15 protein-coding genes are annotated in these 15,715 nt (G+C 38.2%); 13 read left to right on the plus strand and 2 right to left on the minus strand.

Annotated features, from left to right (window positions below; genetic code table 11):
• Positions 1-154 precede the first annotated feature (154 nt).
• The 8 genes from JKP73_RS15020 to JKP73_RS15055 all read left to right on the plus strand — a co-directional run bounded on the left by JKP73_RS15020 (position 155) and on the right by JKP73_RS15055 (position 6,673).
• Entirely contained in the window at positions 155-2,098 is a 1,944-nt protein-coding gene (locus JKP73_RS15020; protein WP_021290714.1) for an efflux RND transporter permease subunit, read from the plus strand.
• 43 nt (positions 2,099-2,141) lie between these two features.
• Positions 2,142-3,929: a methyl-accepting chemotaxis protein gene (locus JKP73_RS15025; protein ID WP_234447127.1), complete on the plus strand. Its 1,788-nt coding sequence runs from the start codon at positions 2,142-2,144 to the stop codon at positions 3,927-3,929.
• 382 nt (positions 3,930-4,311) lie between these two features.
• Positions 4,312-4,566, plus strand: coding sequence for a hypothetical protein (locus JKP73_RS15030; protein WP_021290712.1), 255 nt, complete (start codon positions 4,312-4,314; stop codon positions 4,564-4,566).
• 71 nt (positions 4,567-4,637) lie between these two features.
• On the plus strand, positions 4,638-4,796 hold the full coding sequence (locus JKP73_RS15035) for a hypothetical protein (protein WP_021290711.1): 159 nt from the start codon (positions 4,638-4,640) through the stop codon (positions 4,794-4,796).
• 90 nt (positions 4,797-4,886) lie between these two features.
• Positions 4,887-5,279, plus strand: a complete 393-nt coding sequence (locus tag JKP73_RS15040) for a hypothetical protein (RefSeq protein WP_021290710.1) — start codon at positions 4,887-4,889, stop codon at positions 5,277-5,279.
• Positions 5,212-5,979 carry a voltage-gated chloride channel family protein gene (locus JKP73_RS15045; RefSeq protein ID WP_200411526.1) on the plus strand — a complete coding sequence of 256 codons (768 nt, stop codon included), beginning with the start codon at positions 5,212-5,214 and terminating at the stop codon, positions 5,977-5,979. Before JKP73_RS15040 ends, JKP73_RS15045 begins: the two co-directional genes overlap by 68 nt.
• A gap of 120 nt (positions 5,980-6,099) precedes the next feature.
• On the plus strand, positions 6,100-6,465 hold the full coding sequence (locus JKP73_RS15050; protein ID WP_200411527.1) for a hypothetical protein: 366 nt from the start codon (positions 6,100-6,102) through the stop codon (positions 6,463-6,465).
• Positions 6,458-6,673 (plus strand): hypothetical protein, encoded by a 216-nt coding sequence (locus tag JKP73_RS15055; RefSeq protein WP_021290707.1) that lies wholly within the window; start codon positions 6,458-6,460, stop codon positions 6,671-6,673. Before JKP73_RS15050 ends, JKP73_RS15055 begins: the two co-directional genes overlap by 8 nt.
• Positions 6,674-6,773: 100 nt before the next feature.
• On the opposite strand, the gene JKP73_RS15060 is transcribed toward JKP73_RS15055, so the two are convergent.
• Both JKP73_RS15060 and JKP73_RS15065 read right to left on the minus strand, forming a co-directional pair.
• A complete protein-coding gene (locus tag JKP73_RS15060; RefSeq protein ID WP_021290706.1) occupies positions 6,774-7,082 on the minus strand; it encodes a hypothetical protein in 309 nt (102 codons plus the stop codon).
• Between the two features lie 115 nt (positions 7,083-7,197).
• On the minus strand, positions 7,198-8,091 hold the full coding sequence (locus JKP73_RS15065) for a LysR family transcriptional regulator (protein WP_021290705.1): 894 nt from the start codon (positions 8,089-8,091) through the stop codon (positions 7,198-7,200).
• Between the two features lie 154 nt (positions 8,092-8,245).
• Between JKP73_RS15065 and JKP73_RS15070 the strand changes: the two genes are divergently transcribed.
• The 5 genes from JKP73_RS15070 to JKP73_RS15090 all read left to right on the plus strand — a co-directional run bounded on the left by JKP73_RS15070 (position 8,246) and on the right by JKP73_RS15090 (position 15,669).
• Positions 8,246-10,423, plus strand: a complete 2,178-nt coding sequence (locus JKP73_RS15070; protein ID WP_160807439.1) for a malate synthase G — start codon at positions 8,246-8,248, stop codon at positions 10,421-10,423.
• A 263-nt stretch (positions 10,424-10,686) separates the two neighbouring features.
• On the plus strand, positions 10,687-12,006 hold the full coding sequence (locus JKP73_RS15075; protein ID WP_021290703.1) for an FAD-binding oxidoreductase: 1,320 nt from the start codon (positions 10,687-10,689) through the stop codon (positions 12,004-12,006).
• Positions 12,007-13,383: a (Fe-S)-binding protein gene (locus tag JKP73_RS15080; RefSeq protein WP_021290702.1), complete on the plus strand. Its 1,377-nt coding sequence runs from the start codon at positions 12,007-12,009 to the stop codon at positions 13,381-13,383.
• 12 nt (positions 13,384-13,395) lie between these two features.
• Positions 13,396-14,856: an FAD-linked oxidase C-terminal domain-containing protein gene (locus tag JKP73_RS15085; RefSeq protein ID WP_021290701.1), complete on the plus strand. Its 1,461-nt coding sequence runs from the start codon at positions 13,396-13,398 to the stop codon at positions 14,854-14,856.
• Positions 14,857-14,880: 24 nt separating this feature from the next.
• Entirely contained in the window at positions 14,881-15,669 is a 789-nt protein-coding gene (locus tag JKP73_RS15090) for a fumarylacetoacetate hydrolase family protein (RefSeq protein WP_021290700.1), read from the plus strand.
• Positions 15,670-15,715: the final 46 nt, after the last annotated feature.

The following is a 15,715-nucleotide window of genomic DNA, read 5'->3' on the forward strand; positions in this document are numbered from 1 at the left end:
AATAAATGATTTCAATTAAGGGTGCAAGAGAGGATGAGCTCCGATTGGTTGGACAACAAAGATTTTAAAACATAAAAAGTCAGTCGTAATTACATTTATCACACTGGCAATTATTAGTGTTTTTGCTCAATTTGCCGTATCTATTAATTATAATATGGTAGATTATCTTCCAGAAGATTCACCATCGACAACGGCGATGGATACAATGAATGAGGAATTTGATGGTGCCATTGCTAATACGCGCGTGATGATGAGAGATATTAGCATTCAAGAGGCATTAGCCTTTAAAAAAGAATTAGAAGCTACCGACGGCGTTTCAGAAGTGACCTGGCTTGATGATGCAATTGATATGAAAACACCAATCGAAATGGCCGATACGGATACCGTGGAATCTTATTATAAAGATGGGAATGCATTATTCTCCTTCCACATTGAAGAAGGAAAAGAAGTTGAAACGACAGAGGCGATTTATCAATTAATTGGTGAAGACAATGCGATGTCTGGAGAAGCACTTGATACAGCAACATCTCAAAAAATGACAGGGACAGAAACAATGTATGCTGCTGCCCTGCTGATACCAATTATTATTCTAATTTTGATTTTATCTACTCGATCTTGGGCCGAACCGGTATTTTTCCTTACGGCAATTGGTGTTTCTGTACTTATCAACTTGGGCACGAATATTTTTATCGGAGAAATATCATTTATAACGCAATCCGTTGCTCCGATATTGCAACTTGCGGTCTCGCTTGATTATGCCATCTTCTTATTGCATAGCTTTTCGGATTATCGTAAGCAAACAGAGACGCCAGAAGAAGCGATGAAAATGGCGATGAAGCGATCATTTCCAGCAATTGCTGCTAGTGCGTCAACGACTTTCTTCGGTTTTATCGCATTGACATTTATGGATTTCGAAATTGGTGCAGATTTAGGACTTAATCTGGTTAAAGGGATCGTACTTAGCTTTATAAGTGTTATGGTATTTCTTCCAGCGTTAACATTAATGTTCTATCATTGGATTGATAAGACACAACATAAACAATTATTACCAAGTATACGCAATGTCGGCAAAACATTGTTGAAATTCCGGATACCAGCGCTAATTATTCTGTTCATCTTGATTGTACCTGCATTCTTGGGTCAAAGTCAGACTAACTTTATGTATGGGATTGGCGATCAACCAGATGACACAAGAGCGGGTAGTGATGCAACAGCCATTGAAGACGTATTTGAAAAGCATACGCCAATGGTATTATTAGTTCCAAAAGGAGATATCGCGAAAGAAGAGAACTTAGTTCAAGAATTAAAAGGGATATCTCAAGTGAAAAGTACCGTTTCTTACGTTGATGCAGTTAGTCCTGCTATACCACCTGAATACCTGGAAGAATCGGCAACAGAACAATTTTTCTCAGAGAATTATAGTCGAATTATCGTAAATTCAACTGTAGATAAAGAAGGAGAAGCAACGTTTGCGTTCATTGATCAACTAAGGTCACTAACGGCTGATTACTATGGTGATAACTATCATTTATTAGGGGAAAGTGTCACCTTATATGATATGAAGAATGTAGTGGAGAAAGATAACACGGTTGTTAATCTGTTAACGGTGATTACTATTGCCATCGTACTACTCGTTACGTTCCGTTCCATTTCCTTCCCAGTCGTATTATTAATTACTATCCAATCTGCCGTTTGGATTAATTTATCCATTCCATATTTCACGAATACGACATTGGTATATGTAGGTTATTTAATTATTAGTACGGTACAGTTAGCAGCAACGGTTGATTACGCAATTTTATTAACCGAAGCGTATAAAGAAAATCGTAAAGAAATGCCTGCCTTAAAGGCAGTTAAGAAAACAATCGATGAAAAAATCTTTTCCATTGGTGTCTCTGCATCTATCTTATCAAGTGTCGGGTTTATCTTATGGATGACATCTTCCAATCAGGTAGTTTCATCTATTGGATTGCTCTTAGGTAGAGGGGCATTATTAGCATTCATTATGGTAGTGTTGGTGCTGCCTGCCCTTCTGATTGTACTAGATCGAATAATTAAGAAAACCACGTGGAAACCAAATTTTTATAAGGGGAAGTGATGAGTTGCGAACCAAAAAAATAGGCCTGTTGATATTGAGTACTATGTTGGTGTTTTCGTCCTTTCCTTCTATTACCTTAGCTAATGAAGATAAGGAAGCCAAAAGCTCTGAAAATCAAGAAAAGACAGGAGACTATACCACGAAAGATGAGGTTGTATATGGGAATTTGGATGCAGCTGGAAAAATAGAAGATATGTATGTAGTCAATACTTTCCGTATGACAGAACCTGGAAAAGTTGTGGATTATGGTAATTATGCTTCTGTACGAAATCTTACTAATCTAGCAAACTTGGAAAATAAGGAAGGCAAAGTCCAATTCCAAGCTGAAGAAGAAGCGTTTTATTACCAGGGAAATATGAAGAATAAATCCTTACCCTGGGATGTTTCCATTACGTATTTACTAGATGGTAAGGAGATGGAGCCGCAAGAATTAGCTGGTAAGAGTGGATCTTTAGAAATACAAATATCTACAGCCGCGAATGATGAGGTTGATCCAGAATTCTTTGAGAATTTCTTGTTACAGATTGCCGTTACATTGGATCCAACGAAGTTTGATAATATTCAGGCACCTGAAGGGACAAAAGCAAACGCAGGTCAAAATAAACAAATAAACTTCTCGGTTATGCCTGAACAGGAAGAAGAATATATTATCTCGGCAGACGTTTCTAACTTTGAAATGGATCCGATTGAAATAAGTGCAGCACCTTATTCAATGTCGATTGAAAGTCCTGATACCAGTGGAGTAACTGGGGAAATGCAGGAACTTTCAAATGCAATTAGTGACGTTCATTCTGGTGTTGGAGAATTAAACGATGGAGTTAGTGAACTGAACCAAGGTGCGCAAGAGTTAAGTGATGGTTCGACTGATTATCGAAATGGAATGAATGAATTAAATCAATCTTCTAGTGAATTAATTAATGGTTCTGCATCCATACGAGATGCATTAACAACGATTAATCAAACCGTTCAGGAGAGCACTGGAAATGTAGATTTGAATAAGTTAAAGGAATTTCCAAATCGCCTGCGTGAAGTGGCAAGTGGTTTAGAAGATTCCGCGCAGGCAATTGATGGTATGAAGCAGGAATACAACACCGCTAACCAACAATTGAATGAAACAATAAATGGTATTCCGTCTCATCAAATAAGTGAAGCACAATTCAATGAATTGAAGGAAAGTAATGCAGACCAACAGGTTATTGACCAATTGATTGAAACGTACCAAGCGGCAACTACAGCTAAAGAAACGTATAATGCTGTCAAAGGAGCATTTGACAGTGTGACAGGGGCATTGGATCAATCTTCCAGTGTAACTCGAGAGATGGCATCTAATCTAAATGAAATGGCTACTGAAATAGAGAAGACAATGAGAACAATGGAAGAAGTGGATGTGATTTCACAAATACAGGAAGGACTTTCTTCCTTCTCTTCGAACTATCAATCGTTCCATAATGGTTTAGTAAGTTACACGGATGGTGTCGATGAGTTAGCTTCATCGTATCAAGAATTGGATGCTGGGATACAAGAGTTGGCTAAAGGAACTGCTTCTACCAGTGACGGAGTGAATGAATTATATTCAGGTACAGAAGAATTGCAAGAAGCAACTAGCAACTTACCGGGTCAAGTCCAACAGCAAACCGATGAAATGATGGAGGAATACGATAACTCTGACTACAAACCTAGTTCCTTTGTGTCCGATCAAAATAAACATGTGGAAGTTGTACAGTTTGTTTTGCAAACAGAAAGTATTGAAATTCCCGAACCAGAATCATCCGAAAAAACAGAAGAAGAAGAAAAAGGTATTTGGGAACGATTCTTAGATCTCTTTCGGTAAGTGATCTTAGAAGCTGGGAAAAAATCAGCCCAATTAGCTAAAGCGGGTTCAATCATCGGTTTTGATGGTCGAACCCGTTTTTGTTTGGGTTTCTTAAGACATGCAATAAGTCATCTGACTGAAACGAAAGGTGACTGACTCCAGCGGGAAAAGCAAGCGTCTGAAGACCCCGTAGGAATGTGCTCTGATGAGGGAGGGCCAATTATCAGATGGTCTGCCTGACTTCTACCAGGGTTTTTTCTCTCCTCTATTTGCTATTTTTTTATAGTAAATATTGACAGGAATACTTGATAATAGTTAACTATTAGGAGAAAAGATTTACATGTTATTCACGTTTATATGAAGAGAAGTAATTTGATTCGTTTGAAGGAGGGGAAGAAAGGTGGAGAGAAGAACGTTCGGTCTTATTTCAACTGGATTATTTTTGGTTGGCTTAATAACGTATTTCGTTTTTTTGTTAGGAAATGATCGTTTTTATGTTGCTGGAGGAATAATTACGTTCGTAGGATTTATCTTGGCATTTATATCCGATAAGGGAAGACATAAATGGATTGGTGTGATCGGGAACGGAATTATGGTGTTTATGATTTTTATTTTTCCTTTTCTTGTAACCACTTTCTTTTGGAATACACCTTAACCTGCCTAAAATCAAAAGGGGGAGGAAATGGAAGCGTGTAGTTATCTATCTCTTTCATTGTATTATGTTGAGTGTCATTATTGGGTGCGGATAACCAAGAAGATTTACCTACCATCGCAGCTGCAGAAGGTTTAAACTATGAAACTACATTTGAAGACCTGAACTTAGGACACCTATTTCACTTTGATTTTACACTTCCGCAAGCAGATCAGCGAGAGGTTTCCCTTTGAGTAGAGAAATATGTTAATGGCGAGAAGGCAGCACTTCCGATCAAGCAATTAACCTATGCAAATAGCCCCAATGAAAAGAATGAAGGAGAATTGGGTTTTGGTATCATCAATAATCAACAAGGCGTATCAATCTTTTTATATTCTCCCTATAGTTATCAAACACCGACGAATGTAGACTTAGCAACGGATCAATACTCAATAAATTGGGCTGATTATATTATTGATCAAAGAGAAAAATTATCTCTACAACTTGGAGAAGTCAAAACATTAGCTGCTTCTATTAAATCAAACGAAGATAGTATTCGAACAATCGATACAAGTTCGATTCAACAACTAATTCACTCCCATGACATGGTACTGTTATTAAAAATCAAAGTAGTACAGAGAAAAAAGACGAATGAGTTAGGGGGATTTTGTGGAAGTAAAAACGATCGCAGAAAGAAAATTAACTACTTCTTTCGTTACATCCGTATTTATTTCTAGTTTGTTTGCTAGTACCTTTATTTTGAATTCTAGTGAAGACGCCCATTTCTTAGAAGTTTTTTTTGGGATGTTTATCTTATATGGCATATATATTGGAGCAATTGTTTTTATTTATGGAAATCTAGTATCGGTAGGACTTGAGTACCTGAAAAAAAGAGGATTTATCAAATTTACATGGCTATACATACTTCTCCATGGCCTATTTGGGTTAGCAAATGGATTATTATTTCAACTTTGGATCCTTGGTTTACTTGGTATGATCGTTGCTATTCTTTATGGCAGTATCGATAGATGGCTTCATGCAAGGACACGGAAGCGAAAAAAGATTTGGATGTTCAATGTAGTTTCGGTTGCACTTGTACTATTGCTCTCCACTCATTCACAGCTTCAAAGACAACCTTCAGAAACATTCGCGCCTTTTACGGAGAAAGACGCTGTCGCAACTGTTACCAAAAACTTTACTGTCCAAAACAATGTTTTTCCCACTGAAGTTGGCGTATGGGAAGGTGACATTCGAGATTATCATGTAGAGCGTGAAACCGCCGTAGAGCCGTTAGGAAATGAGAAGTACATTGTCTCTTTTACAGAACGATGGAAAAAGGCTGATGAAGCAGGCTCTTTTGCACGTTATTATGAAGTAGATCGGAATGGGCAAAAATCTAAAGGCTTTGAAGGAGAAGATCCGCCTTATTATAAATAGGATTACATCGATAAATTTTAATGCTGCATGAGGATAGGTTTGACTCGATCTAACATTTTATATAGCAAGACAACGTAAAAGAGTATTTTATATAGTTATTATTGTAATCAGGAGGTAAAAATGGCATACCAACTTAGACCATATCGTTTCCATTTTTTCAGTTTAGTTTTGACAATTATATGCTACAACTATATAACCGATCATTATGGATGGTTAATCAGCATTCCTATCTCTTTTATTTTAATTTTGATACTAACTTCTATAAAGATTACATTAACGATTAACGAAGCTTCTATAAGTTATGAGATGTCATTTCTCCATTTGTCTATATATCGAAAAGAATTATCTCCTGTTGAAATCAGTCAGATTAAATTTTTCCGGATTCGTTGGAAAACGAAAGCAGCGGAGATAAAAAGAGTGAAAGGATGGAATTGGAGAGTTGCTGATTTTGGCAAAGAAGAGGTGGAGGAGAAGGGGAATGGTTAAATCGATAAAAGGACAGTTTATTTTATCCATGTTTGTGGCTATCGCTTTTATTTATAACACATCTAATTTTACTGATTTCATAAAAGAAGATGCGTTCCATCTTCCTTATGTGATGTTTTATGTTGCCATGATAGCATCCGTTTTTAATGCAGGTATCTGTACACAAAAGTATGTGGAATTTAGAAAGAATGCAAAAGGTAAAAATTAAGGAAAACGACATCGTTATACAGTAAAGCGCAAATTGTCGAACTTATGCTGGTATCAACTGAAGTAATTTTTGCTATTTTCGTAACCAGAAGCTGGTAGTGCTAGTCTGGATGATTATAATGATGAAGGTTCTTTAACAACCCAATAAACAGTAAATATAGAAAGTAAGCTCCTAAATAAAGGCCGCTGATTTGAAAAAAAGGATTTAATAAGATGGCATGAATATCTGTCATTAACACGGTATTGTTTTTAATGACCTGATAAATGGATGTAGCAACGATATTACCGAAAACAAGTGCTGCAAATAGTGCAGCAAAGGTAAACATAATATGTGTTTTTCTATAACGCCGTTGAATATAATACATCCATGCAGGAATGAAGATACTTCCTAGGATCAATAGGAGTTTCATACACATCACCTCAGAGCAGTTGGTCTCATTAGTTATGTGTAATTGATGGGAAAACCATTCCTTAAATATTTACCTTTGGATCTTAGGAAGAATTGTCCCTAAGAACGCCTGTCTATCAATATTCATAAGTAACATACTGTTCTGCTGAACCAATAAATTCCCTAACAGCAAATGATAAGTATTTATTTCTTTTCCATATCATGCCTAACTCTAAATGTACGGTTGGATTTGTAAATGGAACTGTTTTAATTGCCTTCGTATGAATCTGTTTACAGATTTTACTCGGCAATAAAGCTATTCCTAATTTTGCCTCTACCATTTCAATCATGAAGTCTTTTTGTGAGCTTTCACAGACGATCGTTGGTTGGAAACCGTGCAGTTGACATGCTTCCATAATGCGGTCATGAAGGGAAAAGTCATGTCGATATAAGATGAACGATTCCTGCCTTATATCGAAAAAATCGATTGATTCTCTTTTCGCTAATGGATGATTGGCATGTACAATTAACATAAGGGGATCTTTAAGTAATTTAATGATTTCGAAGCTTTCGTTCTTAATTGGTATATTACATATCAATCCAATATCAAGCTCTCCCTCATTAACACCTTGTTTAATTTTATTACTCCCCACCTCATGTAGTGTCATATCAAAGGAGGGGTGGGCTTCCTTATAATTACTAATGAGTTTAGAAAAAAAGGCGGCACCAATAATCGGTGGAATTCCGATTTTAATTTCTCCTTTTTTGAGATGGATGACATCGTTTAATTCCGAGGTTAAATTATTAAAAGCATCAAGCACATTCATAGCATTGATTAGAAAAGCTTGACCAGCATCCGTGAGCTCCAGCTGCTTTGAACCACGAAAGAATAGAGTTGCCCCGAGTTCGTTTTCCAAGTTTTTAATCGTTTTACTTAAGGAAGGCTGAGATATATGAAGAACGGAAGCGGCTTTGGTAAAGTTTCTTTGCTTCGCAACTTCTGCAAAATATTCTACTTGCCTAATATCCATCATATCCCTCTTTTATAAAACAGAATGTGTAATTGTACCTTATTATACTGCAAGGTATAGCTAAAAGGAATAGTGTCCATGCAAAACATATATTTTAGTTTCTATTCTCTACAGATTAAAATAAGAATTAGATAGCTGAAAAAGGAGGAATAGCATGACGGAATATGTAACAGTAGGGAATTTACAAGTTGCCAACGAACTTTATCAATTTGTTCATGCAGAAGCATTACCGGAAACTGGCCTAAATGAATCAAAGTTTTGGGCAGATGTTGAAGGGCTCATTTCTGATTTAACTCCAAAAAATCATGCTTTGATAGAAGAGCGTAAGATGTTCCAAAAAAAGGTCGATGCGTGGCATAAGGATCATGATGGATATGATTTTCAAGCATATCAATTATTTTTAGAAGAAATCGGATATATCGAGCCTAAAGTTGAAGATTTTGCCATTATGACAGAGAATGTCGATGATGTGATAACTATGCAATCAGGGCCACAATTGGTTGTACCGATTGATAATGCTCGCTATGCAATTAATGCAGCAAATGCTCGCTGGGGTTCACTTTATGATGCATTATATGGAACCGATGTCATTACTGAAGCAGAGGGAGCAGAAAAGACAGCAGCTTATAATCCAATACGAGGAGAGAAGGTAATTTCATTTGCCAAAGCGTTTTTAGATCAACACATACCTCTGTCGGCTTCTTTCCACAAATCAGTTACGAAATACGTTGTCATAAACGGGAAGTTGGAAGTATCACTTGAGAATGGTGAGACTGCTAGACTGCTGGATGAATCCAAGTTTATTGGTTATCGAGGAGTACCTGGAAACCTGGAAGCAGTATTATTCAAGAACAATGGTCTCCATATAGAAATTCAAATTGATGAAAATGACTCCATTGGTCAATCAGATAAGGCAGGAGTTAAAGACGTACTTATCGAATCTGCAACGTCATGTATTATGGATTGTGAAGATTCGGTGGCAGCCGTTGATGCAGAGGACAAAACACGTGTATATAGAAATTGGTTGGGTTTAAACCGTGGTAATTTAACTTCGGCTTTCACCAAAAATGGGAAGGAAATCAATCGAACTTTAAATCCCGATCGAAGTTACACTGGAACAAATGGAGAGAACATAACACTACCTGGTCGCGTACTTATGTTTATCCGTAACGTTGGCCATTTAATGACAACCAATGCTATTCTCAATCAGCATGGTGAAGAAATTCCTGAAGGGATAATGGATGGTGTGTTTACGAGCTTGATGGCCAAACATGATGTATTAGGGAATAGCCCATTTCAAAATTCACAAAAAGCATCCATTTATATTGTGAAACCGAAAATGCATGGGTCGAAGGAAGTAGCTTTTGCGAATGAATTATTTAATCGGGTTGAAGATATACTGGAACTGCCTCGTCACACGATTAAAATTGGTGTCATGGATGAAGAACGCCGGACAACGTTAAACTTGAAAAATTGCATTCATGAAGTAAAAGATCGAATTGTATTTATTAACACTGGCTTTTTAGATCGTACTGGTGATGAAATCCATACGTCGATGGAAGCAGGTCCGATGATTCGTAAAGGTGAGATGAAATCATCTAAATGGCTGAATGGGTATGAAAAAAACAATGTACTAACTGGATTAGGAACGGGAATGAAAGGAAAAGCACAAATTGGTAAAGGAATGTGGGCGATGCCAGACTTAATGTCAGAGATGCTAGCCCAAAAAGGTGGTCATCTACAGGCTGGTGGAAATACGGCTTGGGTGCCTTCACCGACAGCTGCTACGCTCCATGCCCTTCATTATCATGAAATAGACGTAAAGAAAGTGCAATCGGAGTTAGAGAAAGAGACAGTGAATTACCAAACGGATATATTACAATTGCCTGTAGCCCACAATAGAAATTGGTCAACTGAAGAAATACAAGAGGAGCTGGATAATAGCGCACAAACATTACTAGGTTACGTTGTTCGTTGGGTAGATCAAGGGGTTGGCTGTTCGAAGGTTCCTGATATCAAAGATGTAGCATTAATGGAGGATCGTGCAACATTACGTATTTCCAGTCAAATGTTAGCGAATTGGCTTCATCATGGAATTTGTACCAAGCAACAAATCATGGATACATTGAAGCGGATGGCGAAAATCGTAGATAAGCAAAATGAAAAAGACTCAGCATATCGTGCGATGGTACCAAACTATCATGAATCGATTGCTTTTCAAGCTGCTTGCGATCTTGTGTTGAAAGGTAAAGAACAACCAAGTGGTTATACAGAACCAATTCTTCATAAACGTCGGTTGGAAGCAAAAGAAAAACACCAAGTAAAGAGCTAAATAGATAATATATATTGGAAGAGGGGGAATAGCGGTCCCCCTTTTCCTTACTGAATTTTCTATATTATAAAGTCTAAATAGAACCTAAAAATTTTCATTATTTTGAATTTATAATTGACTTTAATATCTACCAGTGGTTTACTTAGTAACAAATCATTCATCAGATATCTGATGATAATGGAACAGTTATCTTTGAAAGCGGTTACTTATAAACAGGCGAATGGCTGCTCTCAAGTATGATTTCCAGTAAAGGAGGAAGATTCATGGTTTCTTCTCATCAGGATACTGACTTGTGCACGGAACCTGAAGTGCTTAGAACAAATAATGAACTAGGACATCCGCTTGGTAATGGCGGTGAGGAATTCGTTGACTGTTACAGTGAAGCTGATATTTCAAAAACCTTAGCATATGCCTATGAAACTAATCGAACGGTAAACATTATTTCAGGTGGAACAAAACGGGGATATGGAGGACAAATTGAACAAGCAGATATCTTATTATCACTAAAACATTACAAGGGGATTGTCGAACATTCCGTTGGAGATTTAACGATGACAGTTCGACCTGGTACCACAATAAAAGAAATTACGGACGAATTAAGTCCATTTGGGCAATGCCTCGCACTGGATCCACCATGGCCGGAACAAGCAACTATCGGTGGTGTGATAGCTGCGAATGATAGCGGGCCCAAGAGATTGCTTTATGGGTCTGCCAGAGATTTTGTTATTGGAACTCGGATTGTTTATGCAGACGGCAGGATTATTCGTACAGGTGGGAAAGTGGTTAAGAATGTAGCTGGATACGATATGAATAAGTTATTTATTGGTTCAATGGGGACACTTGGTGTTATTAGTGAAATAACATTGAAATTACGACCAATACCTAAATATGAGGGAGTCTCCATTTTACACTTTCAGAATGGTCAGGAGATGGCTATTCGGAAGTTTGCCGTTCACCTGCTAGATTCTATGCTGGAACCGGTTTGCTTGGAGGTCCTAACACCATCTGTTGCTAAAAAAATGACTGGAAAAAATCAATATGCCCTTGTAATTGCATTTGAAGACCGTGAACGTGCAGTCCGTGAACAAGAAAAATGGATACAGGAGCATATTCCCAAGGAAGCTGTGCTTACAATATTCCATCAGCATGAGGCAAGCGAATGGTGGGGGCAGTTTTACCATTTAGGCGCGAGTCGATGTAACACCACAGACGATGTGAAAATCCAAGCAGCGTTGAAAATAGGAAGCAATAATTTAGATGTACTTGATAATTTACAAATAGCTTGTCAGCTTGCAGATGATATTGGTGTATATGTAGAAGGACATGGGGGAGTGGGGCATGGGATTACAAAAATTTTTATGGAAGGGTTTCCAGAAGCATTCATCTCCTTTGTTGAATTACTACGGAAAAAAGTGGAAGAGCGACATGGATATGTCTTATGTACCCATCTACCATTCGTCTTAAGACAGAAAATTTCTGTTTGGGGGGATAAACCAGAACATTTCTTCCTATTAGATGGTATTAAGCAAGTCAATGACCCAAAGCGCATCCTCAATCGCAAACGCTATGTAGGAGGGTTATAAATGGCTGATAACAAAGGCAGACTAGTTGATTTATTAAGCAAAGACAATGTTGAGTCGGGAGCACCTTGTGAAACAAAAAGACTAGGTAATTACTTATGGGATGATCCCCCTGACGAAAATAAATGGGCAGATTGTGTACATTGTGGGATGTGTTTGGAAGCTTGTCCAACCTATCAAGAAACAGGAGAAGAACAACAATCACCTCGAGGAAGAGTCTATTTAATTAAAGCAGTTGCAGAAGGAAAAATTGATGTAAATGATGCCTTTGCAAAACCTGTCTTTGACTGCCTTGATTGTCGAGCTTGTGAAACCGCATGTCCTGCTGATGTGCAAGTGGGAGGTTTAATTGAAGAAGCTAGGGGACAAATTCGTCAGGCACTGCCATTAACGGGGTTCGCTGGTGTTTTTAGTAGAACGGTTTTAAGAGGTATTTTTCCACATCAAAATCGTATCAACACACTTGGGGGATTGATGCGGTTTTATCAGAAAAGCGGTATGCAACAATTGGCAAGAAAATCGGGTGTTCTTCGAATAATGCCAACCCATTTGAAAGACATGGAAGCGATTCTTCCTGAGGTAGGCAAACCTGTACAAGGGAGATTCCCTGATGTAGTTCCGGCAGAAGGGATACCTAAGCAGCGTGTAGCTATTCTAACAGGTTGTATTATGGATGTAATGTTTAGTGATGTGAATGAAGCGACGATTCGCGTACTAACCCATAACGGATTTGAGGTTGGTCTTCCTAAACGGCAGGGATGTTGTGGGGCACTTCATGTACATGCTGGTGAACGGGAAACTGGGAAGAAACTTGCAAAACAAAACATCGAAGCATTTAAGGAGTATGATAAGGTACTTGTTAATGCTGCAGGGTGTGGTTGCGCATTACAGGAGTATCCAGAATTATTTAAAGATGACCCAGATATGTTGCCTTTAGCAGAGGCTTTTTCAAGTAAGGTGGAAGATGTATCGAAATTTTTATATGACAATGATTTTAAACGGCCTACAGCCGAGCTTAAAACAAAAATAACTTATCATGATGCTTGTCATTTAGCACATGGTCAAGGTGTACGCTTTGAACCACGCCATATTTTAAGCGAAATACCAGGAGTGGAAATGGTAGATTTACCAGATGCAGATAGATGTTGTGGCAGTGCTGGAATTTATAATTTAACGCATCCAGAAATGGCTGGCAAATTGCTTGATCGCAAGATAGATGACATTCCAGAGCAAGTAGAGATGGTATCGATGGGGAATCCGGGGTGTATGCTTCAGATTGCAATGGGTGTAACGAAATACGGAAGAAGTGAAAAAGTTGTTCACACCGTTCAATTGCTTGATTGGGCATATGAGAAAGAAAAATCAGCGACTACTTCATAAAGGATGTGAATCATGTTGTTTGGAAAGGATCGAAAAGCAACAAAGCCAGATGCAATTATACAACAATTAATGCGTATCGTTGGTCAAAAAGAAGTGCTTTATTTACAAGAAGATCTTATTTCCTATGAGTGTGATGGATATACCATGTCCAAAGGAATGCCAAAAGCAGTCGTATTTGTAAACAATACCAAACAGGTTTCTGATGTTGTGAAGTATTTGAATAAGCAAGGAATTCCATATATTGCACGCGGTGCTGGGACAGGGCTTAGTGGAGGAGCAACACCACTTGGTGGGGAGGTATTAATCAGTTTAGTTCGTATGAAAAAAATGCTGCACCTTGATTTAGAAAATAGGAAAGCGGTTGTGGAACCAGGCTATATTAATCTGAAACTGACGCAGTCCATTTCAGATAAAGGGTATTATTATGCACCAGATCCCTCCAGTCAATATGCCTGTACGATTGGCGGTAATGTAGCTGAAAATTCAGGAGGTGCGCATTGTTTAAAGTATGGCGTAACGACCAATCATATTTTGGGACTTGAAGTTGTACTGCCTACTGGTGAAATTATTGAACTTGGGGAGGATGGTGTGCCAGACCGTCCCGGATATGACTTGTTAGGTCTATTGACTGGGTCAGAAGGGACTCTAGGGATTGTAACAAAGATAACCGTTAAAGTGTTAAAGAATCCAGAGGCAAAAAAAACGGTTCTAGCATATTTCGACGACATAGCAGATGCAAGTCAGGCAGTTTCTGAGATTATTGCTGCTGGCATTATTCCTGCAGCACTTGAAATGATGGATCAGATAGCCATCGAAGGGGTTGAATCTGCTGCTTATCCAGTTGGGCACCCAAGAGATATTGCTGCTTTTTTACTTATTGAGGTAGATGGAGTCGCTGCTGGAATCGAAGATCAGATAGATGAAATCCTTACTGTTTGTAAAGATAATCAAGTTCGGGAAGTGAAGGTAGCAAGAGATGAGGCGGAACGTGGACTTTGGTGGGCGAACCGTAAAATGGGATTTGGTGCTATGGGAGCGATTTCTCCTGATTACCTCGTACAGGATGGTGTTATTCCAAGAACTCGTTTACCTGAAGTACTAACAAAGATCGCCGAAATTAGTAAGAAATATGACCTTAGAATCGCTAATATATTTCATGCAGGAGATGGAAATTTACATCCACTGATTTTGTTTGATGCCCGTATTCCTGGACAAAGTGAACGTGCATCAAGCGCGGGCTCAGCGTGTTTAAAAGTTTGTGCAGATGTTGGTGGTTCCATTACAGGAGAGCATGGGGTTGGTATTGAAAAATCAGATGAAATGCGGTTTATTTTTCATGATGATGAAATAGAGGCTCAAACAAAGATACGTGCTGTATTTAATCCAGATGATCGATTGAACCCTGGTAAACTATTTCCACAGCCTGGTCGTTGTGTGGAAGTAAAGCAAGAAATGAGCAAAGAAGGATTGTAATTTTAGTAGGGAGAGTGAAGATAGATGAAATTTGCAAGGTTTAAAACAAATGATCGTAGAATTCTTCAAGGGATAGTGGACAAGGATTATGTCCAACAGATCAGTGGTGATTTATTTACCGAATGGAGTTATACCGGAGAAAGCTATGAAATGGAAGAGATTGAACTATTAGCACCGCTTACTCCAAAGCATATTATTGGAATTGGCGCAAATTATGTTAGCCAGACAACTGACTTGCCAGATCAGCTGCCCGATATGCCTGTTTTTTTCTATAAACCTATCTCCTCGGTAATTGGTAGTAATCGGTCTATTATTATTCCAAAAAACTGTGGAGAAGTGAAATTCGAAGCAGAACTTGCCGTTGTCATAGGAAAACAAGCGAGTAATATTAATGAAAATGAAGTGACAGATTATATTTTTGGTTATACGGTTGCAAATGATGTAACTGCCCCGCAATTTTTTCACGAAGCTGGTCACTGGACGATTGGAAAGTCGTTCGACTCGTTTACCCCCCTTGGGCCATACATTGAGACGGAGTTAGATCCAGATGAAATAAAGGTGGAAGCATATTTAAACGGACAAAAAAAGCAGGATAGTTCTACGAAATTGATGATTTTTTCGATGAGACAAATGGTTGCTTATTTATCAAACGTGATGACACTCCAACCTGGAGATATCATTCTAACCGGAAGCCCTGTCGGAGCAGAGATGATGAAGGATGGCGATGAAATTAGTTGTGAGATAGCAGAAATTGGAATACTTAGAAACGCTGTGAAACAATATCAAGCTATTGAAATGAATAGTAAAGCTTAATAAAAATATCCGTTAACAACAATGTTGCTTTCTTGGTTATAGGAGG

This window comes from Virgibacillus salexigens (assembly GCF_014905415.1).
Lineage (GTDB): Bacteria > Bacillota > Bacilli > Bacillales > Amphibacillaceae > Virgibacillus > Virgibacillus salexigens.

Coding starts and splice junctions, on each gene's coding strand:
- JKP73_RS15085 (WP_021290701.1), top strand. CDS start 13,396: ATGTTGTTTGGAAAGGATCGAAAAGCAACAAAGCCAGATGCAATTATA.
- JKP73_RS15080 (WP_021290702.1), top strand. CDS start 12,007: ATGGCTGATAACAAAGGCAGACTAGTTGATTTATTAAGCAAAGACAAT.
- JKP73_RS15055 (WP_021290707.1), top strand. CDS start 6,458: ATGGTTAAATCGATAAAAGGACAGTTTATTTTATCCATGTTTGTGGCT.
- JKP73_RS15020 (WP_021290714.1), top strand. CDS start 155: ATGGTAGATTATCTTCCAGAAGATTCACCATCGACAACGGCGATGGAT.
- JKP73_RS15025 (WP_234447127.1), top strand. CDS start 2,142: ATGTTGGTGTTTTCGTCCTTTCCTTCTATTACCTTAGCTAATGAAGAT.
- JKP73_RS15090 (WP_021290700.1), top strand. CDS start 14,881: ATGAAATTTGCAAGGTTTAAAACAAATGATCGTAGAATTCTTCAAGGG.
- JKP73_RS15070 (WP_160807439.1), top strand. CDS start 8,246: ATGACGGAATATGTAACAGTAGGGAATTTACAAGTTGCCAACGAACTT.
- JKP73_RS15060 (WP_021290706.1), bottom strand. CDS start 7,082: ATGAAACTCCTATTGATCCTAGGAAGTATCTTCATTCCTGCATGGATG.
- JKP73_RS15065 (WP_021290705.1), bottom strand. CDS start 8,091: ATGGATATTAGGCAAGTAGAATATTTTGCAGAAGTTGCGAAGCAAAGA.
- JKP73_RS15050 (WP_200411527.1), top strand. CDS start 6,100: ATGGCATACCAACTTAGACCATATCGTTTCCATTTTTTCAGTTTAGTT.
- JKP73_RS15075 (WP_021290703.1), top strand. CDS start 10,687: ATGGTTTCTTCTCATCAGGATACTGACTTGTGCACGGAACCTGAAGTG.